Raw genomic sequence first — 23,573 nt, 5'->3', positions numbered from 1 at the left:
ACGACCTACACATAGAAATTTTGGAACAACCTTTTTAAATCTATCGTGGTTATGAGAATATATCAGACAAACGAAATTAAGAACATTGCATTGCTTGGCAGTGCGGGTAGCGGCAAGACTACACTTGCCGAGAGTATGTTGTTTGGCGCAGGTGTCATTAAACGACGTGGCACCATTGAGGCGAAAAACACAGTTAGTGATTATTTCCCAGTAGAACAAGAATATGGTTACTCGGTCTTTTCTACTGTTTTTCATGTCGAGTGGAACAATAAGAAGTTAAACATAATTGATTGCCCAGGAAGCGATGACTTCGTTGGTGGTGCTATCACAGCATTGAACGTAACCGATCAAGCCGTAATTCTCATTAATGGACAATATGGTCCAGAAGTAGGCACACAAAATAATTTCCGATATACAGAGAAATTAAAGAAACCTGTTATCTTCTTAGTCAATCAATTAGATTCCGATAAATGCGACTTCGATAATGTTATGAACAGCATGAAGGAAATTTATGGTTCTAAATGTGTTCAAATTCAATATCCAACCGCAACTGGTTCGGGTTTTAATAGCATCATTGATGTTCTTTTGATGAAGAAATATAGTTGGAAACCTGAAGGTGGTGCGCCTATTATTGAGGATATTCCAGCTGAAGAAATGGATAAAGCATTGGAACTTCACAAGATTTTGGTTGAAGCAGCTGCCGAAAACGATGAAACATTAATGGAAAAGTTCTTTGAAACAGAAACGCTTACAGAAGATGAAATGCGTGAAGGTATTCGCAAAGGACTTGTTGCACGCAGCATATTCCCAGTTTTCTGTGTTTGTGCAGGGAAAGATATGGGCGTGCGCCGCTTAATGGAGTTCTTAGGCAATGTAGTTCCTTTCGTTGATGAAATGGATAAGGTTCACAATACTCGTGGAGAAGAGGTTACACCCGATACAAATGGGGCGGAATCTGTTTATTTCTTTAAGACTGCTGTTGAGCCTCACATCGGTGAAGTGAGCTACTTTAAGGTGATGAGTGGCTCTATAAAAGTGGGCGATGATTTGACAAATGCAGATAGAGGCTCAAAGGAACGCATTGGGCAAATCTTTGCTTGTGCAGGTGCTAATCGTATTCCTGTTGAACAACTCAACGCTGGCGATATTGGTTGTACTGTAAAATTGAAAGATGTCAAGACGGGTAATACTTTGAATGGTAAAGGTGTTGAACAACATTTCGATTTCATCAAGTATCCTAACCCAAAATATATGCGTGCCATTGAGGCTACCAATTCGCAAGAAACAGAAAAACTCATGGCTGCACTCTTAAAGATGCGTCAAGAAGACCCTACATGGATTGTAGAACAGAGCAAGGAATTGCGCCAAACCATTGTGAAAGGACAGGGCGAATTCCACTTGCGTACCCTCAAATGGCGTTTGGAAAACAATGAAAAACTTCAAACTGTATTTAAGGAAGCACGCATACCATATCGTGAAACCATTACAAAGCAAGCAAAAGCTGAGTATCGTCATAAGAAACAAAGTGGTGGTGCAGGTCAGTTTGGCGAAGTTCACCTCATTGTAGAACCATACGCTGAAGGAATGCCAGACCCTACTATGTACAAGTTTAATGGGCAAGAGTTTAAGATGAACATCAAGGGTAAGGAAGAAAAAGATTTACCTTGGGGCGGTAAACTCGTCTTTATCAACTCAGTAGTAGGCGGTGCTATTGATACACGCTTCATGCCTGCCATCTTAAAAGGTATCATGGATTGTATGGAACATGGTCCATTGACAGGTAGTTATGCTCGCGATGTACGCGTAATTGTTTACGATGGTAAGATGCACCCAGTTGATTCTAACGAACTTTCATTTACGCTTGCTGCTCGCCACGCTTTCTCTGATGCGTTCAAAGTTGCTGGTCCAAAGATTTTGGAACCAATTTACGATTTGGAAGTATATGTACCAAGCGATTATATGGGCGATGTGATGAGCGATTTGCAAGGTCGTCGTGCCATGATTATGGGTATGGATTCGGAGGCAGGCTACCAAAAGTTGCAAGCTAAGATTCCTTTGAAAGAATTGTCAAGCTATAGTATTTCGTTGAGTTCGCTCACTGGTGGTCGTGCAAGTTTCACAACTAAATTCTCAAGTTACGAACTTGTACCTAACGAATTGCAACAAACCCTCATCGCTGAACATGAAGCAGAGGTGAAGGACGAAGAAGAATAAAATAGAAATCGTGATTTGCCCATACCATTGGGTTATATTAATAATGAGGTTGGCAGCTTTTTGAGCATGCCAACCTTTTATTTTTTTTGAAATATTTTGGTAAAGGAATTTTGATTTACTATCTTTGCATAAGATATAGCTGCACTCGGCAATTAGAAAGTAAACTTTCTTTGCACTCGTTGGCAATATCTTTGCATAAGATATAGCTGCACTCGGCAAATAGAAAGTAAACTTTCTTTGCGCTCGTTGGCTATCTAATAAATTGTAAATAAATGACACGAATGGAAATAAAACATACTATCGACTGTTTTGTTCCTTGCAATAATGTATTGCAAGCTGAAGAAATAGCGAAGCAATTCATAAACGAAGACGAAGTAAATAAAGTTTGGTTGCTTAGAACAGAGGCTGCCAATATGGATAAAACACTTCCCGAAGGAGTGGAAACCATGCAAGTTGGCAATATTCTTTCAGTAGAAACCATGCTCGCAATGGCAGAGAATTGTACTGCCGATTATGTGCTTTTTTATATGAAAACTTCGCCCATTACATTGGGTTACCATGCTTTGAAACGTTTTTTGAATGTTGCCAAGGACACTAAAGCAGCGATGGTTTATGCCGACCGTTACTCGGTTGAGGCTGGAAAAGTGGTGCACCACCCTGTTATTGATTATCAAGTAGGAAGTATTCGTGATGATTTCGATTTCGGTTCTTTGGTCTTGATAGATGCAAAGCAATTGAAGGCTTATGCTAAACAAGCTGAAAAGCACGATTATAAGTTTGCTGGTTGGTATGATTTGCGTTTGTTCTTGAGTCGCCAAGAACGAATTTTCCATTTAGATGAATACCTCTATACCGAAGAGGAAGACGACTTGCGCCGTAGTGGCGAGAAGCAATTCGACTATGTAAACCCACGCAATCGTGAGGTGCAAATAGAAATGGAAAAAGCGGCAACCGCCCATTTGAAAGCCGTAGGAGCGTTGGTTGATATATCAAAATATCAACAACCCGACTTTGAAGGGGGGAATTTCAAGGTGGAAGCATCGGTGGTTATTCCTGTTTTCAATCGTGAAAAAACAATTCGTGATGCGGTGGAATCGGCATTAAGTCAGCAGACTAATTTTGAATACAACGTAATCGTTGTGGATAATCATTCTACCGACCAAACCACAGCGATACTTTCTGAAATGGCAAAGAGTAACGCCCGCCTTGTTCATCTTACCCCACAACGCACCGACCTCGGTATTGGTGGTTGTTGGAACTATGCTGTGAATAACGAAAAGTGTGGGCGTTTTGCCGTCCAATTAGATAGTGATGACCTTTATTCATCGGAACTTACCTTGCAAAAGATAGTTGATGCTTTCCATAAGCAGAAGGCTGCCATGATAATAGGTTCGTATCGAATGTGCGATTTTGAGTTAAATACCTTACCACCAGGATTGATTGACCATGCAGAATGGACAGACGAGAATGGTTGTAACAATGCTTTGCGCATCAATGGTTTAGGTGCTCCACGTGCGTTTTATACACCATTGGCACGCGAAATACAATTCCCAAATACCAATTATGGGGAAGATTATGCCATGGGATTGGCTTTTAGCCGACAATTCCGCATCGGTCGTCTTTACGAAGAACTCTATTTGTGTCGTCGTTGGGGTGGAAATAGCGATGCAGCATTGAGCGTTGAACGTGTCAATGCCAATAATTTATACAAAGACCGATTGCGTACCATCGAATTAACGGCACGTCAGCAACTCAACAAGCAAGGCGATGAGGAGGGCGCAAAGAGTTTAGAGCCTTTTTTTACAGCCAACTGAACCAATGGGCAGATGCCAAACAGCGGTTCAGTGATTTAGAATTGGTGCAAATAAAAAATATCGGTGATGGCTTAAAGGCGCAGTTTAATCCTGCAAGAATGGTCAGCACGGGGGCTAAAATAGATAAAACAACGATAGCAAAACGTCCTTGTTTCCTTTGTGTAGCTAATCGCCCAGCGGTTCAAACAAGTGTTTCGTTTGGTTCATCGTTTGAGATATTAGTCAATCCGTTCCCTATCTTACCGATTCATTTCACCATTCCTGCACGCCAACATCAATTGCAAAAGATAAAAGAGTATTACGCTGATTTGCACAACCTTGCTAATGCGTATCCAAATCTTATGTTCTTTTACAATGGACCAAAGTGTGGCGCAAGCGCACCAGACCATTTGCATTTTCAAGGTGGTACAAGTGGGTTGTTGCCTATACAAGAAAGGTGGGACGATTTGGAGGCTTCGGCACTGCCATTGTTGAACCTCAGTGATGTGGAAGGTATATTCTTGATTCAAGATTTCGCCTATCCTGCCCTTGCTATTAAGAGTCGTAGCGTTGAAAACGATGAATATTTGTTTCGCATAGTTTACGATTCGTTGCCACAAAGAGAGGACGAAATTGAGCCAATGATGAATATTGTGGTTTGGAAGAAAGGACTTGACACTATTTCTGTTGTCTTTCCACGTCAGAAACATCGTCCTGAATGCTATTCAAAGGAAGGAGATGAGCAGTATTTGATAAGTCCTGGTGCTTTGGATATGGGCGGTTTGCTCATTCTTCCACGACAAATTGACTTTGAAAGAATGAATGCCGACTTATTAAAAGAGGTGATGAAAGAAATTGTTCTTGCACCAACGGAGATGGAAAAGGTGTGCGAAAAAATCAAAAATACAAAGGTATAACGAACTGAAACAATGGGAATAAGTAAGATAACAGCAGAACCGAACGTATCGGTAGGCATTGTTAGTGCAAGCAAATTGTGCTTTTCGCTCAATCATGTTTATTCGGTAAATGGAGTAGCGTGTAGCGGAAAACAGAAGGTAGAACTGGCTGAAGGACGCATTTTATGGCAAAATAAGACTTATGATACGCTTGTTTTTAAACCTATTGATGCTCAATCATCGTTTACACTCGAAGACGTTACCATTGGAGTGAATTTCCATTGGGAGCGAAAAGAGGCACAAACATTCTTAGGGAAATTGCGTTTTGTGGTGGAAAACGGTAAGATTTGCGCTATAAATGAACTGCCTGTTGAAACTTATTTAACCAGTGTTATATCGTCAGAGATGCGTGCCACGTCTTCATTAGAGTTGCTTAAAGCCCACGCGGTAATATCACGCAGTTGGCTTTTGGCGCAAATGCAGCAACGAAAAGCAAGTGAAAGCAATGCAGAAGCACTTGTTTCGTTTGTAAAAACCGATGACGAAATCATACGTTGGTACGACCGTGAAGACCATAAACTATTTGATGTATGTGCCGATGACCATTGTCAACGCTATCAAGGCATTACAAAGGCAGCCAATAAGCATGTGGTGGAAGCTATAAAACAAACCGCTGGAGAAATATTAACAAGTGGCGATGAGATTTGCGATGCACGTTATAGCAAGTGTTGCGGTGGTGCAATAGAGGAATTTCAATATTGTTGGGAGAACATCAGAAAGCCTTATTTGGTGGCACTACCCGATGTTCTGCCCGACGAAAAGCCTTTGCCCGACCTTACCGATGAGGCAATTGCAAGAAAATGGATATTGTCTAAACCTGAAGCGTTTTGCAATACAAACAATAAAAAGGTGCTTTCGCAGGTGTTAAACGACTTTGACCAAGAAACAACAGACTTCTATAGATGGGAGCAAATCTACTCGCAAGCAGAAGTAAAGCAGCTTTTAGAAGAAAAAATAGGGGTTGATTTTGGTGATATTCTCGACCTTATTCCATTGGAAAGAGGCAAGAGTGGGCGCATCTTTCGACTGAAAATAGTGGGTACAAAGCGCACTTTGATTATCGGAAAGGAACTTGAAATTAGGCGAGCATTAAGCAAAAGTCATCTTTATAGTTCGGCATTTGTGGTTGAACGAGCTGATTTGAAAGACAATGTTCCACAAACTTTTACGATAAAAGGTGCTGGTTGGGGGCATGGAGTAGGGCTTTGCCAGATTGGCGCTGCCATGATGGGCGAACAAGGTTATCGTTACGACCAAATACTTTTACATTATTATAAAGGTGCAGATATAACAAAGGCATACGAAAGACGTTCTTAATACAGAGCAAAGCAGCGCAAACGCAAATTATATGGATACGAACGAAACTTTAAACAATAAAAAATGGCTATGGCTACCCACTATTTATTTTACGCGTGGATTGCCTTACGTCATTGTGTTTCTCGTTTCATTGGTATTTTTCAATAGAATGGGCTTGTCAAATGGTACGATAACGCTGCTCACCTCATGGTTTTTCATTCCCTTTATTCTGCGTCCTTTGTTGGGTAGAGTTGTTATTGGCTATGCCACAAAACGCTTTTGGATACTCGCAATGGAGTTCTTAATGGCTGCTTCCATGTTTGGAATTTCAAAGCTAATAACTGCTTCCTATTGGGAAATAGGTTCCATGCTGCTCTTTATTATAATAGCTTGTGCTGCTGTAATACATGATGTTGCGGTAGCAAGGTTCTATAAACTGAGTATATCTCGTAAATCGCCTGGGGTAAGCAGTTTGCATTCGGTATTCTTGCTCATGGCTATTGTGGTCGGAATGGGTATTCCTTTAACCTTAGCAGGTAATCTTGAAATGCTCAATCGTGTCGTTGCGAAGTCGTGGGTATCTACTTTTTATTTATTATCCGTAACGTTTTTATTGCTTTTTATTTATCATTTTTGGGTGATTCCTCGACCCAAAGACAAGCCGTCTATACCTGTACGTAGCGGATTGACCCGTCGTTGGTGGTTGGAAACCAAAACTACTTTCATGCAATTGCCTAACTATGTGGCGTTGCTTTCTTTTCTTTTGCTTTATTTAATCCCCGAAGGAATGTTTTTCCGCATAGCTCCTTTGTTCTTAATCGACCCTGGAAGCAATGGCGGATTGAGTCTTTCGCCACAAGAATTGGGCTTGGTTCAAGGTTCGGTAGGTGCGTTTGCTGCCATTTTTGGTTGCATTTTAGGTCGTCAGTCTATCGTAAAAAGAGGATTAATGGGTAGCCTTTGGCTCATGGTTTGTGCTATAACGTTGCCCAAAATGCTTTATATTTACCTTAGCTACAACTTTGTTTCCACACTTTCTGTTATCAATATTTGCGTGGCAGTGGAACAATTTGGTTTTGGTTTTGGCATTACTGCCTATATTTTGATACTTCTTTATTGTTCGCAAGGTAAGTATGCCATCTTCCGTTACTCTATTGCGAGTGCCATTGCAGCTTTATCTCTTATGGCATCTGGTTGGTTTACAGGCATTCTTCAAGAATATTTAGGCTATCGTCGCTTCTTTGTTATTGTGGCAATCGTTAATATTTTGCCTTTTATCGTAACGGCATTTTTAAGTCGTTCTACCCAATTTGAAAAGGAAAATGAAATAAGATAGAAACGCTTAGTTTCTATCTTATTCTCATATCTTATTCGTCTTCTGGAAAAATCTCTTCTGGAATTTCGTCAGTTTCATCATCTCCATCGCCAATTAATATTTGGTTTCCCGTGAGAATTTTCTTCTTTCCGTCCATGTAAGTCAATATAATTTTGGTAATTCTGAGCCTTGTTGCATCGCCAGCATAACAGAAAGTGTACGATGAATCGTAATCCCAATCCCATGTACCTGCATCATATTGTTTTATAGGACCTGTTCCTTTGAAGTTGCCTGACACTCTAATATCGCCCACATCGTTCAAAACATTATAGAAAACTTGAATGTATCGGATTGTTTTTGCGTTCAAATTTCTGAATGTTAGTTTTAGCGTTACAACATAATTTTCATTGTCCCAACTATAATCAGAAACGAATCCCCAAGGCACAGCTTTCTTTATTTTACCAATTACTTCGTTAATTTTATCTGCATTAAAATACTCTATTTCTTCAAGAGGTATATGAGTTTTACCTAATGAATCAACAAATGCCGTTGCGTGCTTTTGAAAAGCCTCGTGTTCGAGTATATCGTCTGTTAATTTATAAACGTGAATTTGCGTACAACTGTAACCTAAATCGAATGGTTCGTTATGTATACTTAATATAGAATCGTTTTGAATGCCTATGCAATATAGTCGATTGGTCTTTATTTCCCTCTCGCATAACTCACATTTGTATGTATCTAAAGGAACAGGAAGGAAATTCCAAATGTGCGAACGGCGATATTCTTCCTTTTCTTTGCGTGCTTTTTCAGCTTTTTCAGCTTCTTCCTTTTTGCGCCTTTCCACCTCTTCTCGCTCTCGTCTGATGCGTTGTTCTTCTTGATATTTAAGTTCTTGATTATGCGCCTCACACTTTTTGACGAGTGTAGCCGACTTTAAATCAATCAGATTTTGCAGGTCTGCGCCCGAAACCATAGGAATAGTTTTGGCTTTTTTATAGTTTTTGAACACCGATTTGTCGAGTGTTATGGCAAAATTTCCTGTTGCAGTGGTAGCATAAAGCGTTAAAGTCTTCTTGTTGAGCGCATACATTTCCGTAATGTTATCAATGCTCACAACAGGCATATTCTCCTTTTTCACATAATAACCCTGCTCGTCAGTTTCGTACATGACAATGGCACGGCGCATTAACGAATTGAAAGCCGTGAATTGGGCATATGAAAACAAAGTTGCAAAGCAACCAATGAAAAGTAAAAATAGCTTTTTGAAGTTCATATATACGTTTTTAAGAATTTACAAATAGAACACGAGGGAGGCAGAAACCACATTCAACTGTTTTTCTTTGGTAAGGTATCCCACTTGCGAAATACGGTTTGGCGTGTTCAATATATGCTCAAAATTAAGTTTTACCATACCCAATGAAAGCGTTGCACAAACGGAATTAACCATTTTTTTCTCCGTTATTATGTTCTGTCTGTCCACAGGAATGCCCACCGTATAGCCCAAATGAAGTCCGTATGACTTGTTTTTAAAAGGCACAAACATAATCTTTGGAGCAATTCTGACGTATGATATTCGTGGATTTCCTTGATAAATAAATTCGTCAGCATCTCTGGTAAAATCAACTTCAGCGTATGAACCCGTCAATTCAAAGCCAATGAACGAATTAGTAGTGCGTATCTGTGCGCCAATACCAGCCTCCCATTCATAATTATTTTGCGTGTCTAAGAGTGTTCCAAAGCTACCAAAGATTATTCCTTTAGAATGCCAACGCACTTTGCGGCGTTCTTTTCGGTAGTTGGCATAGTATTTTGCCGATTGTATACTGTCGGCTTTTGCCTTTGCTTCCAATATCTTTCTTTCCTCCGCATCTTTATGATTCGTGAATGCTTCATATAGTGTGCGATATTCACTACTCTTTGCTGGCATGAGTTTTTCGTCATTATTGAGCAATGAGCAGCCAAATTCGGTAGGCGTAAAGTAAGCAAATAAGGAGCTGAGTCGGTCGTATTCATGCCCACTTGCATACTGATTGGCATTGGCAAGCACGTTTGTCCATAAGCGTTGTGTTTGTCTGTCCAATTCGTTCTTTGTCATTTCTTCCTGTACATCGAGCAAAAGTCGGCGAATACCGATATTGTCGTTTACAACAATCATTTCAGAAACCTTATTATTAATGTAAGAATTGAACTTTATTTGTGCAATTTCCAATGCGTTATAAAGATTTTTTCGGTCGGCTTCGTTCATGCTTTCTTTGGTCAAAGCGGTGTAAATAAAAATAGCCTCCTTCAAATCGCCACTTTTTTCTTTCGCTTTTGCTTCGTCCATTCTACTCGAAAAATAGCGTTTACTTTCGATTTGACTTTTCGATTTAAATGTTTCCATTGTTACCTGACCATAAACTTCGCCTTGTTCAAAAGCGAATAATAAGGCTACGAGTACAAAAAAATGTTTCATTTTTACTTTGATAGTTCGGTTATTTGTTTCTAAAATATAGGTTGTATTAATTTACTTTACGTTGTAGGGGGTAGATTGTTACTGTTTACTTTGCGAATAATGTAACTTTGTAGGGGCGTGGTTTATCACGTTCCTTATTGCAAAACTACTTACTTTTAGGGTGTTAGGAACGTGATAAATCACGCCCCTACGGAGTCCATTGTGCAGCTTATCTTATGCAAAGATATTGCAAACGAGTACAGAGAAAGTTTACTTTCACTTTGTCGAGTGCAGCTATATCTTATGCAAAGGTAGTGTAAATTAAGCATAATACCAATATATTCACTTTTTTTAAAAAATAAAATATAAGATTTTGGTAATTGGATATTTTTTGTTTAACTATTTTTGGTCGTGCGTTAGAGAGAAATGAAGTAGACGGTCTCGAACTTTTTTATCTTTTTAGGTGTGCATAAATGTAGCAGAATTGCTAACTTTCGGTGCATTTTACTCCATTTTTTACACTCAAATTGTTCTAAATTCGTGTTCTAAAAATGGACAAAATTAGATGAGAAATGTACTTCTCTGTATCTTGCTGATTATCAATTTATTATGTGGTTTTTATATTTTTGCCTTTCAAAACAGTATATTTTAGCGTTCAAAACAATAGGTTTTAAGCTTCAAAACAGTCGGTTTTGCAGAGCGAAACAATAGGTCTTGTTTTTTAAAGCCTAATTTTAAAGAATTGTCGGAGCTATATTGTTCTCTTTTTCCGTATTCAAAAAATGATGCTAAAAATACCAATTAATTTTGAACACCTATTTAAATTTTGTATCTTTGCATCATAAAGGCTGCAATCAATACTTGCATTTTTGTAAATGAAGCGACACAATATTTAATATATTGTCGTGGTAGAAAATCGCACTTTTATATAAAAAAAGACATTTTTGCAGTCGTATAACGCAGAAAAATTATGAAAAGCAAAATTAAAATAGCGGTTGCTGGAACAGGTTATGTAGGGTTGAGCATAGCAACATTGTTGAGTCAGCACCACGAAGTTGTGGCGGTCGATGTTGTAAAGGAGAAAGTAGACCTTATCAATAATAGACAGTCGCCCATTCAAGACGACTATATTGAAAAATATTTAGCCGAAAAGGAGCTACATCTTACGGCTACATTGGACGGCGAAAAGGCGTATCGTGATGCCGACTTTGTGGTCATTGCTACGCCTACCAACTATGACTCAATGCGCAATTACTTTGATACAACCCATGTAGAGGAGGTGATTGAGCAAGTAATGCGTGTCAATTCAAAGGCTATTATGGTGATTAAATCCACAATCCCAGTGGGTTATACCGAAAGCGTACGACAGAAATTCAATTGCGAAAACATCATCTTTGCCCCCGAATTTCTACGAGAAAGCAAAGCGTTATACGATAATTTGTACCCAAGTCGCATCATTGTTGGACGACCTGAAGGCGACGAACGATTGGACAACGCTGCTCATGAATTTGCCGAACTCTTGCAAGAAGGAGCGATAAAGGAAGACATTCCAACGCTTTTCATGGGACTCACTGAGGCCGAAGCCGTGAAACTATTTGCCAATACCTATTTGGCTTTGCGTGTAAGCTACTTCAATGAACTCGACACTTACGCCGAAGTAAAAGGCTTAGACACCTCAAACATTATTCAGGGTGTTTGCCTTGACCCACGCATAGGGGCGTTTTACAATAATCCTTCGTTCGGTTATGGAGGGTATTGTTTGCCAAAAGACACGAAACAATTGTTGGCAAACTATTCTGATGTACCCGAAAATTTGATTCAAGCCATTGTGGAAAGCAACCGAACACGCAAAGATTTCATAGCCGACCAAGTGCTGCACAAGGCAGGTTATTACGACTATTTTGAGCAAGGAAATTACAATCCGAAAGTAGAAAAAGATTGTGTCATAGGCGTTTACCGATTAACTATGAAATCGAACAGCGATAATTTTCGGCAAAGTTCTATACAGGGTGTCATGAAACGCATCAAGGCAAAGGGCGCAACTATTATTATTTATGAGCCAACTTTAGAAGACGGCACCACATTTTTTGGTAGTTTGGTGGTGAACGACTTACAAAAGTTCAAAGCTGAGTGCGATGAAATTATAGCCAACCGATATGATAGTGCGTTGGACGATGTAAAAGAAAAAGTTTATACACGCGATATATTCCAGTGCGACTAAGAGAATGAAGCGAAGGAAGAACTATGAAGATTGAAAAAATAGAGGAAACTAAAGAATATTTTAAAGGAAAAATTAGCGTTGAAGTAACCCAACCACGTATTGATATAATAAACGAAGTGGTTTATGCTCAATACTTTGGCAACGGCACACGCTCGCTCCACATGACAATATTCATGCCCAATACAACGAAAAAGAAACCTTGTGTGGTCTATTTTCCAGGTGGAGGGTTCACCACTTCCGATTATGGCAAGTGGAGCAGACTGCGTATGGCGTTGGCATTAGAAGGATTTATAGTGGCAGCAGTGGAATATCGTCCGTTGCCAGATGCTTTCCCAGCCATGCTTATCGACGGAAAAGCAGCCGTAAGATACCTACGCGCTCATGCCGAACAATTCGGAATTGATACAGAACGCATAGGTGTTATGGGCAATTCGGCAGGTGGTTATTTGGCGCAACTTGTGGCAATGACCGCAAAAGAAACCGAGTTTGAAGTGGGCGACTACCTAAACTATTCGTCAGAAATACAAGCTTGTTGCGATATTTTTGGTCCTTACGATTTTACACGCATCGTGGAAGATTTTCCCGCTGAGGTGCAACAATGGCATCAATCAGCCGCTGCCTCGGAAGCATTGTTGGTAGGTGGAGTGAAATATGGAAAGAAACCAATGGGAACAATTGCTGAAAACAAAGAGAAAGCCCTATGGGCAAGTCCGATAGGGCATATACATTCCGACTTACCACCGTTCTTAATTTTGCACGGAACAGCCGATAAAATGGTTACAACCTTGCAAAGTGAACATTTATACAATGACTTAAAAGCACGCAATGTACCTGCTACGTTTTATCTTTTAGAGGGCGCTGGGCATGGCGACGACCCTTGGTTTCAACAACCTATTATTGATTTAATCGTGGAATGGTTCAAACAGCAACTGAATAAGTAGATAGTAAAAGATGTAGCCGATTATTTTTTAGTTTAATACGATGCGCTACATGAAATGCCCATAGCCTTTACACGTTCGCAAATAGTGTTCAATTCTTCCTTTGTAGCTTTTTTGAGGTTTGGGTCGGGTGTCTCTCGGTCAATGGTATAAATCATAACTTTGCGTGGAGCAATGGTTTTCAGGGCTGCAAGCCATGGGGAAATGTACTCCTCCTTTACGTTGTTTACGTCAATGCCGTCTTGCGATGTGCCTTTCATGAACATGGTTTGAATGATGAGCTTACCTTTAAAAGCCTTCATGCCTTCAATGATTTTCGCTGCACTATAAGACGGAATTACAGGGCGGTCAGTATTCTGAATATAAGCATCGTTAATCGTATCAAGTTTTAGAATGTTATTGTCCACTTTCAAAAGCGCATCAAAAACCTTTGGGCGATGTATGAACGTGGAATTGCTTAATACAGAAACCTTTGCATTGGGACAATATTGATTGCGAAGCCGAATAGTATCGTCAATAATTTCTGCAAATTCAGGGTTAGAAGTAGGCTCGCCATTGCCAGCAAAGGTGAGTACATCTGGATATTCTCCCGTTTTGGTCATTTCTTTTAACTTTTCTTCAAGTTTTATAGCCACCGCTTGGCGAGTTGGGAAAATCGATTTTGTGCGGTGGTCTTTGTTAAAACCACATTCGCAATAAATGCAATCGAAGGTGCAAACTTTGCCATCGCTCGGTAAAAGATTAATGCCTAACGATAGACCGAGACGGCGACTTTTGATAGGACCGAAGATAGGAGAAGGATAAATAATGGTACTCATATTAAAAATCTTATTCGTTGCACAAAGGTAACAATTAAGTTTAAAATAGGAAGAGGTTGAATTGGAAATATGTTTTGTTTGTAAATAAAATTTAAAATCTTTTGCTATTACCTTATTTTACAGTATCTTTGCATCAACTTTGGTGTATTATCCCCAATTTAGAACAATGGCAAAACAACATAAAAAGGCAGGAAAGCCACGCAGCTTACAAATAATAACGCTTTGCATTAGTACGGCAATGGTGCTTATTCTCATTGGAATGGTAGTTTTGACGGTGTGTACAAGTCGCAATCTCAGTCAGTTTGTTAAGGAAAACCTTACGATAACCATGATTCTTCAGCCCGATATGAGCAACGAAGAATGTGCTACTTTGTGCGAGCGTGTAGACCAATTGAATTATATCAGCAACTTAAACTTTATCAGCAAGGAAGAAGCCTTGAAGGAAGGAACAAAAGAATTGGGAGCAAACCCTGCCGAATTTGCTGGCGAAAATCCGTTCACCGCTGAAATAGAGGTACAATTGAAGGCGAATTATGCCAATAACGATTCGATAAAAGCTATTGCAGCGCAATTGAAAACCTACAAAGGGGTGAGCGATATTACTTATCGTCAAGATTTAGTAGAGAGTGTGAATAACACATTGGGCAAGATTAGTCTTGTGTTGTTGGTTATTGCAGCATTATTAACAGTCGTTTCTTTCTCGTTGATAAACAATACAATACGATTAAGCGTATATGCTCAACGATTTACAATCCATACAATGAAGCTCGTAGGAGCATCGTGGAATTTCATACGAATGCCTTTCTTGCGTACAGCTATCATCGAAGGATTGGTTTCGGCACTGATTGCTATTGCTGTTTTAGGGGTTGGAATGTATTTCTTGTATTCTTACGACCCTGAAATTGCTGTGGTTTTGGATTGGAACGTAATGATAATAACCGCTTTGACTATGCTTGCTTTCGGTGTTCTCATTACTTTCTTCTGCTCATGGCTATCGGTAAACAAGTTCTTGCGCATGAAAGCAAGTTCACTTTATAAGATTTAAGTAAACATATTTTCAAGAGTTCAACCTTTATATTATATATAAGGTGTGGCTTAACAATTCATAAACGAAATGGATAAAAAGAATTTAGCATTTAGCAAAATCAATTTCATCTTGTTGGCTATTAGTGTGGCTATCGTGATTTTGGGTTTTATATTGATGAGCGGTAGCGGTTCTACTGAAACAGAGTATAACCCTGAAATCTTCAGTACCATGCGTATTAAGGTCGCTCCAGTCGTAACTTTCATTGGTTTCATCTCGATTATTGGTGCAATTATGTATCAACCAAAACGTAAAGACGAGGCTGAAGAATAATGGATTTAATTCAAACAATTATTATTGCCATAGTTGAAGGTTTGACAGAGTTCTTGCCTGTATCGTCAACAGGGCACATGATTATTACGCAACACCTATTAGGCGTTGAGCAAGGCAATCCCTTTGTTCACGCTTTTACATTTATAATACAGTTTGGAGCAATCCTTTCTGTGGTTTGTTTGTATTGGAAAAAGTTTTTTTCATTTACAAAAGAAATGTGGAAACTCTATGGACTGCTGATAATTGGTGTGCTTCCTGCCGTTGTTGTGGGTTTAGCTGCAAAGAAAAGCGGACTCTTAGATTGGCTTTTAGACTCTATTTGGGTGGTAGCCATTACGCTTGTTTTGGGCGGAATCTTTATGCTTTTCTGCGACAAACTATTTAATCAAGGCAAAGAAGAAAACGAAGTTACACCTAAACGCGCCTTCTTTATAGGAATGTTTCAATGCCTTTCAGTTATCCCAGGTATGAGTCGTTCCATGTCAACCATTGTTGGTGGTATGGCAAACAAACTCACTCGCAAGAAAGCAGCCGAGTTTTCGTTCTTCCTTGCTGTGCCAACCATGGCTGGCGCAACCATTTTGGACGTTTACGATATGATGAAAGAAAACGTAAGTTGGGCAACTTCCGACAATCTTATGCTCTTAGGCGTAGGGTGTGTCATATCGTTTTTCGTGGCAATCTTAGCCATGAAATGGTTTGTTAGCTTCCTTACCAAATATGGTTTTAAAGCCTTTGGGTGGTACAGAATCATTGTTGGTGGTATTCTTTTAGCCATGTTGCTTTCTGGCGTATCGCTCAATATGGTTGATTAATGTTTATTCTTTTAATAAAATCAGAATGAATTTCAAAGAAGGAGTAATCATACCGATTGACAAACCATACGGAATAACGAGTTTTAAGGCTTTGGCTCATGTGCGTTACCTTTGTTCTCAAGCGCAAGGAGGACGAGTAAAAATAGGGCATGCAGGCACACTCGACCCATTGGCAACAGGAGTCCTCATACTTGCAACGGGTAAGATGACCAAGCAAATAGAGAATTTGCAGACGCACACGAAGGAATATGTAGCCACAATGCAGTTGGGAGCAACTACGCCAAGCTACGATATGGAACACGAAGAGAACGAAAAGTTCCCAACGGAGCATATCACTCGTGAACTCATTGAAGAGAAACTGCAACATTTTGTAGGCGATATTGAGCAAATACCCCCTACTTATAGTGCAGTAAAAGTGAATGGGCAACGAGCTTTTGATTATCGTCGCAGAGGCGATGACGTGGTTTTGAAACCTAAAAAGATACGAATTGATGAAATAGAAATCATCAGTTTCGATGTAGAAAAAATGCAACTTACCATGCGAATTGTATGCGGTAAAGGTACATACATACGCGCTTTAGCACGCGATTTAGGGAGAACACTTAGCAGTGGAGCCTATCTTACAGCATTAAGACGCACAAAAGTTGGCGAAATTAAAGTAGAAAAATGTGTTAATTACGACCATTTTCAAGAATGGTTGAACCAACAGAACATAGAAAATATAGATAAATGAAGCTTTCACAATTTAAATTCAACTTACCTCAAGAGCAGGTAGCTTTGTATCCACATTCGTCTGAACGTGTGTTAAATCGTGCTGACGGAACAAGTCAAGTATTCAAAGTAACTCGCAGAGATGAAGCGCGGCTTATGGTTTTGCATAAAAAATCGGGAACGATTGATATGTATAACAAAGAAATAGAGGGTGACCCAACTGAGGAAGACTACATACGCTTTAAAGATGTTGTGAATTATTTTGATGAAGGCGATACTTTTATATTTAACGATACAAAGGTTTTTCCTGCACGTTTGTATGGTACGAAGGAAAAAACAGATGCCAAAATCGAAGTGTTCTTGTTGCGTGAACTCAATCAAGAGATGCGTTTATGGGACGTTTTGGTAGAACCAGCACGCAAAATTCGTATTGGTAACAAACTTTTCTTTGATGAATCAGGCTCAATGGTAGCTGAAGTTATCGACAATACAACTTCTCGTGGTCGCACGCTTCGTTTCCTTTATGACTGTCCGCACGAGGAGTTTAAGAAAGAACTCTATGCTTTGGGCGAAGCTCCATTGCCCCGTTACATCATAGATAATCGTGAAAAAGAAGCAGGAGAAGACTTTGCTCACGCTGATGCAGACGATTTAGAGAATTTCCAATCGGTCTTTGCAGCACATGAAGGTGCTGTTACTGCCCCTGGAACCAACCTTCATTTCTCAGAACATTTAATGAAAATGATGGAAATAAAAGGCATACAGTCGGCTTTTATTACGTTGCATTGTGGCTTAGGCAATTTCCATGATATTGAGGTGGAAGACCTTACAAAGCACAAAATGGACTCAGAGGAAATGCACATTAATGCTGATGCTTGCAAAATTGTTAATGAAGCAAAACTTGCTAATCATCGTGTTTGTGCCATTGGAGCAAGTGTTGTTAAGGCAACGGAAACTGCTGTGGGGACAGACGGAATGTTGAAAGAATATGATGGATGGACAAATAAGTTTATTTTCCCTCCATACGATTTCGGATTGGCTAACTCAATGTTGGTGAATTTCTATCACCCTTATTCTACTTTATTAATGGAAACTGCTGCTTTTGGTGGTTACGACCTTGTTATGGAGGCTTACGATAAGGCTGTTAAGGGTGGCTATCAGTTTGGTTGCTTTGGCGATGCACTTTTAATTTTGAACGATTAATTTGGGATTAGCAATTTAAAATAGACTGAATAGAGAATGTCGCACATCGTTTATCTTGGTTTAGGTTCTAATCTTGGCAACCGAAAAGCAATACTGAATGAAGCCATTGCTCTTATTTTTGAAAGGGTAGGGGAGGTTATTCGGCAGTCTTCGTTTTTAGAAACCAAACCTTGGGGCTTTGAAAGTCCTAACCAATTTCTCAATGCGTGTCTTTGTGTGAATACGGAACTTGCTCCTCGCCAGCTTTTGGAAACTACGCAAGCCGTAGAAAAGGAAATGGGAAGAGCACACAAAACAGTTAATAGAAAATATCAAGACCGCATTATTGATATTGATATTCTGATGATTGATGACTTGAAAATAGATGAACCAGACTTCAAAGTTCCTCACCCCCTAATGAAAGAACGCGACTTTGTAATGATTCCTTTAAAGGAAATTATGCCGTAAACGATTATTTTTTTTCACATTAATATAATAAGGTTCGCAAAAGCGAGCCTTATTTGTTATTTACCCATTGTTACCTTTTTATTTCCTTCAAGTTGCAATCTAATTCAGGATTGTTTCTGCTTATGTCCATAATTTGGAAAGAATCACTGTAAGCAATAATAGGGTGAGGAATCATACCATAGATGATTTCGTTCTTTAAATTGATGATACCATATTGGTTATCTTTCTTTACAACAAACTTATTACCACACGAAGGGTACAGCGGCTCGTCGTATATGCATGGAATAAACACCTTGTCGTTTTTGTCAACAAGACCATATTTGCCATTCAGACTTACTGTAAAAAGACTGTCTTCGGTCGATTCTGAAATGTCTTCGTATTTAAAAGGAAAAACCAACTCAAGCGTTACCTTATTCAAAAAGGCAGCTTTCCCACCTTTCTTAATTAAGGCATACGGACCGCTTGATTCTCTTATATAGTCGAAATGCAGCGAATGAAAAATGCTGTTGTCTTTCAGTGAGTAAAGCATATACCCCTCTTCGTCTTCCAAAACAATATGGTTGCTTATGTAAATGTTGGCAAACGATTTATACTTAAGTGGAACTAAAACATCATTTGAAAGACTTATTATACCATAGAGCGAGTTTTGTTGCACAACAAGATAGTCAGTTCTGCCGCTCGATATATTGTAGTATGGAGTCATACTTTCGTATTGTGGTTTTATCTGTACATTGCCTTCAATGTCTAACAAACCGATTTTTCCGTTCTTATCTTCAAATATAAAATAATTTATTCTCTTAGATTCACCGTTTTGTTTTATCCAGTTGGTTATCTTGTCTTTTATTGTAATGCCTTTTATCAGTGTCTGTTTATGCTTCATCAGATAGCCTTTTTCGTTACCTCTTATGAAGATTTGGTGTTGGTCAGCATACTTTACTTCATCGTATTCTGGCTGTATCATACAGTCGCCTTTAGCATTGAACATTCCATATTTGCCCTTTTCTTTCACAACAAAGTCGGGGTCTAAGTTCCAATCTCTGTACAAATAGATAATTTCATCATACTTTGCAGGCAGCACTTTCTTTCCATCAAAGGTGTAAATGCCTTGTTGTCCATTCAGAAAAACCTTCCAAAAGAAATTGCCAAAAGCCTCCATTCTGTCGTATTTCATTGGTATTACTTCCTTCCCCTTGCTGCTGTAAACTCCTTTCAGTTTGTTTTTAGTAACGATAAACAAGTTGCTTTGTATGCGTTTAATGCTGTCAAGACCATTTAAAAGCCTTTTGCCTTCCGATGTGTAAAGCGCAAGTTTCCCTGTTTTATCATCTTTTTTAATGTTCCAACCTTCGTCCGCTGCTGCTACCGCTACTGCTACTTGCGCCTTTGCACCAATGCAGCACAGCAGGAAAAGCGTGTAAAATATTGTTTTTAGAGTCTTCATTTTATGTAAAATAGTCTGTCTGATTGTTTCAAAATGCAAAGATAACAATAAAATATCAAAGCTCTGCACCCTTATATAACTAACAAGAGAATGTATCTGAAATAGATACATTCTCTTGAAAATTTAATCTTTATGGCTGATGCTTACTTGCTCTCGCAACCACATTCGTTCTTATGGTGGTGTTCAGCGAAAGCGAGGAGCATCCAAACAGTCTTTTCCTGTGCTGCAATGTAGCCCGTCATAAGGTCGGCAGTTACATCGTCGTTTGCTTCGCCTGCCAATTCGATGAGCGCACGCTCTTGTGCAATGAGGTTCTTAAAGTAGCCCATGATATACTCAATAGCCTCGCCAGAACATTCCGTTTTGTCAAGTTCTTTGATAGTTGAAACCTTCAAATATTCGCTGAACTTGCTTTCAGGAGTTCCGCCCAATTGAAGAATGCGCTCTGCAATTTCATCAATTTGCAGTGCTGCTGCGTTGTACATTTCTTCGTATTTTGCGTGCATGATAAAGAAACCATGTCCCTTAACATTCCAGTGCAAGTTGCGAAGGTTGGTGTAATATATTTGGAAGTCTGCCAAAAGTTGTGCCAATCCTTCTCTAACCTTACTTACTTTGTTTTCGTCTAAACCGATAAAATCTAAATTCTTCATAATCTTTATATTTTAAATTGTTATTTTTTTTGTTTTCTGTTGCAAAGATAGACTATATTTCTGTCCCCTCCAATCGGTTTTGTCTATATATTTATAGATTTAATCAATATCGTTGCTTAAACTAATGAATGCAAATGAGTTATGCAAGATAATAAAAAGTGTGTTCCTCTGTGTTTTTTCTTTTGAAAAAAGTAATTGGTGGTAAAGACGATTTTAGTTGTCCTATTTTCTTCGTCTGTAGCGTGCCATTTTAAAAGTGCCTATTTTGAACCGCAAAATAGGCTCTTTTTGATGTTGAAACCTATTGTTTTGCTTTTCCAACTTACTATCCGTGTACAAGAAAGCCTTCAAAATCGGCTTGTAGTAGCACGAATTTGAAGGCTTTCGTTGTGGATTGATGCGTTAAACTATGCTTGTTGAGCCTTTTTCTTCTTCCATTCCATGAATCCACCACCGAGAATAGCAAGAAGAAGAATGAACAAAGCTATATAGGCTATCGTTTCTGTTGTTGAAATGCTCGTTGGGTGGAAATCTAATACCACTTCGTGTTTACCTGCTTTCACATTCAAAGCACGGAGAATATAGTTCACACGACCGAGTTCAGCAGGTTGTCCGTCAATGGTAGCTGTCCAACCTGGATAGTAAATTTCAGAGAAAACCACTACGCCACCTTTCTTTGAATTAATGGTATAAGTCAGATTATTAGGCGCATATTTGGTCAGTTGAACCATTGATGTAGAGTCGTTTTGCTGAGTTTTACCCAATACTGACTCGAATTTCTTGTCGGCTACAGCCTCGTGGCTTACGTCTATTTTGCCAACTTCTGCATACTCTGCATTAGCATCGGCAACATAAACGAGCTTATCAACAAACCAACCATTGCCTTGTGCGTATGGGTTTTGAATTTCAGTTGTAGCTTCTCCTTGCAATGGAACAATGAAATACTTGGCATTCAACATATTCAAAACTGGGAAGATTTTGCGCCCGTCCACTGCTGCCATGTTGCCTCCCTTGGTGGCAATGGCTTGCATTCCTGCTTGCATTTCAGGGGCTACATACTTCTCTATCATCTCTTGGTAACGGCGGAGTTTCGCTGGGTGATAGCCACCAATGCTCTTATGGAAGTACGAAGTATTATTTTCATTGAATGCACCCGATGCAAAATTGAGTACACGATAAGACAAAGCCTTGTCTTTCAAGATTGCAATATCGGCTGCTGTGGCTTGTTGCGGTGTGTCGCGCTCGCTCTTTGGTACAAACATATCGTCGTTCAAGTAGCGTTTATCCACTTGCCAAAGGTCGATTAAACAGAGTGCCGACAAACCAAGAATAAGGTATAAAGGCTTAATTTTCTGTCCTTTGTAGAAATAAAGTAGGGCAACACCAACAAGAATGATAAGGATTGAACGCCACGCATCACTGCTTACCATGGCTGCACGCATATTGGCAACATTAGAAAGCATCATGTTTTGAACATCAGGCGTCATGCCTTGAATGCCTGAAAGCATCGCACGCTCTTGGTCAGAAATGAAAGGCGACATCATGCTTGGCATGAGTGCCATGATGAGCGCCAATCCAACGGTGAGCGCAAGCGATATGCCAATGGCTTTCTTTTGCTTAGAAAGTAGTTCGGGTTCTTCGACAATGCGCTTCAAAGCAAGGATTGCCAACAAAGGAATTGTAAATTCAGCTATGACCAATATGCTGGCAACCGTGCGAAACTTGGCATACATTGGCACATAATCTAAGAAGAAGTTGGTAAAGCCCATGAAATTATGACCCCATGAAAGCAATACCGAGAGGATTGTTGCGCCCAACAAAGCCCATTTCAGTGGACCTTTCACAATGAACCAACTCAATACAAAGAGGAAGAAGACGAAAGCACCCACATAAACAGGACCGCTCGTCCCAGGTTGTGTTCCAAAGTATTGAGGCATAGCATCGTAGAGTTGTGGAAGCGAAGATTGTACTTCTGGATTAGCCTCTTTCATTGCCGTTTCGTTCTGACTTAACGGAACACTCGCACCACCTTTAGCGTTTGGAACAAGCAAAGTAAGGGTTTCGTCTATGCCGTAACTCCATTGTGTAATGTAGTCGCGGTCGAGTCCAGAGTTGGTTTGATTGGCACTATTGGCTTTGGTCAATTCGCTTTTCCCACGCATACTTTCCTTTTGATACTCCCATGTGTGGTAAAGATTGGAAATATTGATAGCAATAGCAATCAATCCAGCTGCTAAAAGTACACCCGAAGCTTTTAGGAAGTGGGCAATTCGTTGTTCTTTAATGGCTTGCACAAGGTAGGCTATGATGATGAAAAGAACAATGAACAGGTAGTAATAAGTCATTTGCACGTGGTTGGCTTTTATCTCAAAGGCTGCAAAAAGTGCGGTTATAATAAATCCCCATAGATATTTGCCCCGATAAGCTAAGACGACACCGCCTATCATTGGAGGTAAATAAGCCAAAGCCATGACTTTCCACAAGTGTCCTGCGGCGATAATGATAAGGAAATAAGAAGAAAAAGCCCATATAATACTGCCCAATGCTGCCAACGATTGGCGGAAATTGAACGCACGAAGCATGATATAGAAGCCTAAAAGATAGGCGAAAATGAACCAAACATAGTCGGGAAGCCAAAGATGATAGGCTGACATAACGGCAGAAAGTCCGTCGGTAGAATTGTAAGACGGTGCAATCTGATAGGTAGGCATTCCGCTAAACACCGAGTTTGTCCAACGACTTACTTCACCTGTTTGAGTTTCATACTGTGAAAGTTCTTGTCCTAAGCCTACACTGGCTTGCGAATCGTGGCGAAAAAGTATTTTGCCTTGCGATACAGGAACAAAGAAATAAGCAAAAGAGATTACTGCAAAAAGGGCGATGACAATGGCATCGGGCAGACATTTCTTCAAAGTATTCATATATTTAATGTTTAAATCTTCTGTGATATGCGTGCAAAGA

At 39.6% G+C, this 23,573-nt stretch carries 19 protein-coding genes; 13 read left to right on the top strand and 6 right to left on the bottom strand.

Going from position 1 to position 23,573, the window contains the following annotated elements:
* Positions 1-51: 51 nt before the first annotated feature.
* The 5 genes from DYI03_RS07665 (at position 52) to DYI03_RS07645 (ending at position 7,595) form a co-directional block, all read left to right on the top strand.
* Entirely contained in the window at positions 52-2,214 is a 2,163-nt protein-coding gene (locus DYI03_RS07665; RefSeq protein WP_021669042.1) for an elongation factor G, read from the top strand.
* 281 nt (positions 2,215-2,495) lie between these two features.
* Complete coding sequence (locus tag DYI03_RS07660; RefSeq protein ID WP_025064454.1) at positions 2,496-4,028, top strand: glycosyltransferase family 2 protein; 1,533 nt, start codon at positions 2,496-2,498, stop codon at positions 4,026-4,028.
* Between the two features lie 41 nt (positions 4,029-4,069).
* Positions 4,070-4,924: a DUF4922 domain-containing protein gene (locus tag DYI03_RS07655; RefSeq protein ID WP_242401794.1), complete on the top strand. Its 855-nt coding sequence runs from the start codon at positions 4,070-4,072 to the stop codon at positions 4,922-4,924.
* Positions 4,925-4,936: 12 nt separating this feature from the next.
* On the top strand, positions 4,937-6,280 hold the full coding sequence (locus DYI03_RS07650) for a SpoIID/LytB domain-containing protein (protein ID WP_021669045.1): 1,344 nt from the start codon (positions 4,937-4,939) through the stop codon (positions 6,278-6,280).
* A 31-nt stretch (positions 6,281-6,311) separates the two neighbouring features.
* Positions 6,312-7,595 (top strand): MFS transporter, encoded by a 1,284-nt coding sequence (locus DYI03_RS07645; protein WP_021669046.1) that lies wholly within the window; start codon positions 6,312-6,314, stop codon positions 7,593-7,595.
* A 31-nt stretch (positions 7,596-7,626) separates the two neighbouring features.
* Here DYI03_RS07645 and DYI03_RS07640 read toward each other — a convergent pair whose 3' ends face one another.
* Both DYI03_RS07640 and DYI03_RS07635 read right to left on the bottom strand, forming a co-directional pair.
* A complete protein-coding gene (locus DYI03_RS07640) occupies positions 7,627-8,847 on the bottom strand; it encodes a hypothetical protein (protein ID WP_147287672.1) in 1,221 nt (406 codons plus the stop codon).
* A gap of 18 nt (positions 8,848-8,865) precedes the next feature.
* Positions 8,866-10,029, bottom strand: coding sequence for a hypothetical protein (locus DYI03_RS07635; protein ID WP_021669049.1), 1,164 nt, complete (start codon positions 10,027-10,029; stop codon positions 8,866-8,868).
* Positions 10,030-10,978: 949 nt separating this feature from the next.
* Between DYI03_RS07635 and DYI03_RS07630 the strand changes: the two genes are divergently transcribed.
* Positions 10,979-12,229, top strand: a complete 1,251-nt coding sequence (locus tag DYI03_RS07630) for a nucleotide sugar dehydrogenase (protein WP_021669052.1) — start codon at positions 10,979-10,981, stop codon at positions 12,227-12,229.
* Between the two features lie 23 nt (positions 12,230-12,252).
* Positions 12,253-13,170: an alpha/beta hydrolase gene (locus DYI03_RS07625; RefSeq protein WP_021669053.1), complete on the top strand. Its 918-nt coding sequence runs from the start codon at positions 12,253-12,255 to the stop codon at positions 13,168-13,170.
* A 32-nt stretch (positions 13,171-13,202) separates the two neighbouring features.
* On the opposite strand, the gene DYI03_RS07620 is transcribed toward DYI03_RS07625, so the two are convergent.
* Positions 13,203-13,985, bottom strand: coding sequence for a radical SAM protein (locus DYI03_RS07620; protein ID WP_021669054.1), 783 nt, complete (start codon positions 13,983-13,985; stop codon positions 13,203-13,205).
* Between the two features lie 166 nt (positions 13,986-14,151).
* Between DYI03_RS07620 and DYI03_RS07615 the strand changes: the two genes are divergently transcribed.
* The 6 genes from DYI03_RS07615 to folK all read left to right on the top strand — a co-directional run bounded on the left by DYI03_RS07615 (position 14,152) and on the right by folK (position 18,518).
* Positions 14,152-15,030 carry a cell division protein FtsX gene (locus DYI03_RS07615; RefSeq protein ID WP_021669055.1) on the top strand — a complete coding sequence of 293 codons (879 nt, stop codon included), beginning with the start codon at positions 14,152-14,154 and terminating at the stop codon, positions 15,028-15,030.
* Between the two features lie 69 nt (positions 15,031-15,099).
* Positions 15,100-15,342, top strand: coding sequence for a DUF3098 domain-containing protein (locus DYI03_RS07610; protein WP_004355753.1), 243 nt, complete (start codon positions 15,100-15,102; stop codon positions 15,340-15,342).
* Positions 15,342-16,157 carry an undecaprenyl-diphosphate phosphatase gene (locus DYI03_RS07605; RefSeq protein WP_021669056.1) on the top strand — a complete coding sequence of 272 codons (816 nt, stop codon included), beginning with the start codon at positions 15,342-15,344 and terminating at the stop codon, positions 16,155-16,157. The genes DYI03_RS07610 and DYI03_RS07605 overlap by 1 nt, the downstream gene beginning before the upstream one ends.
* A gap of 25 nt (positions 16,158-16,182) precedes the next feature.
* Entirely contained in the window at positions 16,183-16,890 is a 708-nt protein-coding gene (truB, locus tag DYI03_RS07600) for a tRNA pseudouridine(55) synthase TruB (RefSeq protein ID WP_021669057.1), read from the top strand.
* A complete protein-coding gene (locus tag DYI03_RS07595; protein WP_021669058.1) occupies positions 16,887-18,071 on the top strand; it encodes an S-adenosylmethionine:tRNA ribosyltransferase-isomerase in 1,185 nt (394 codons plus the stop codon). The genes truB and DYI03_RS07595 overlap by 4 nt, the downstream gene beginning before the upstream one ends.
* Positions 18,072-18,107: 36 nt before the next feature.
* Entirely contained in the window at positions 18,108-18,518 is a 411-nt protein-coding gene (gene folK / locus DYI03_RS07590) for a 2-amino-4-hydroxy-6-hydroxymethyldihydropteridine diphosphokinase (RefSeq protein ID WP_021669059.1), read from the top strand.
* A gap of 70 nt (positions 18,519-18,588) precedes the next feature.
* On the opposite strand, the gene DYI03_RS07585 is transcribed toward folK, so the two are convergent.
* The 3 genes from DYI03_RS07585 to DYI03_RS07575 all read right to left on the bottom strand — a co-directional run bounded on the left by DYI03_RS07585 (position 18,589) and on the right by DYI03_RS07575 (position 23,533).
* Positions 18,589-19,959 (bottom strand): WG repeat-containing protein, encoded by a 1,371-nt coding sequence (locus DYI03_RS07585; RefSeq protein ID WP_025064455.1) that lies wholly within the window; start codon positions 19,957-19,959, stop codon positions 18,589-18,591.
* Between the two features lie 143 nt (positions 19,960-20,102).
* Positions 20,103-20,612: a Dps family protein gene (locus DYI03_RS07580; protein ID WP_004355569.1), complete on the bottom strand. Its 510-nt coding sequence runs from the start codon at positions 20,610-20,612 to the stop codon at positions 20,103-20,105.
* A 407-nt stretch (positions 20,613-21,019) separates the two neighbouring features.
* On the bottom strand, positions 21,020-23,533 hold the full coding sequence (locus DYI03_RS07575) for a YfhO family protein (RefSeq protein WP_025064456.1): 2,514 nt from the start codon (positions 23,531-23,533) through the stop codon (positions 21,020-21,022).
* Positions 23,534-23,573: the final 40 nt, after the last annotated feature.

The organism is Prevotella disiens (genome assembly GCF_900454955.1).
Lineage (GTDB): Bacteria > Bacteroidota > Bacteroidia > Bacteroidales > Bacteroidaceae > Prevotella > Prevotella disiens.
Note: the sequence above shows the minus strand (reverse complement) of the source record. Positions and strands in the feature narration are given on the sequence as shown.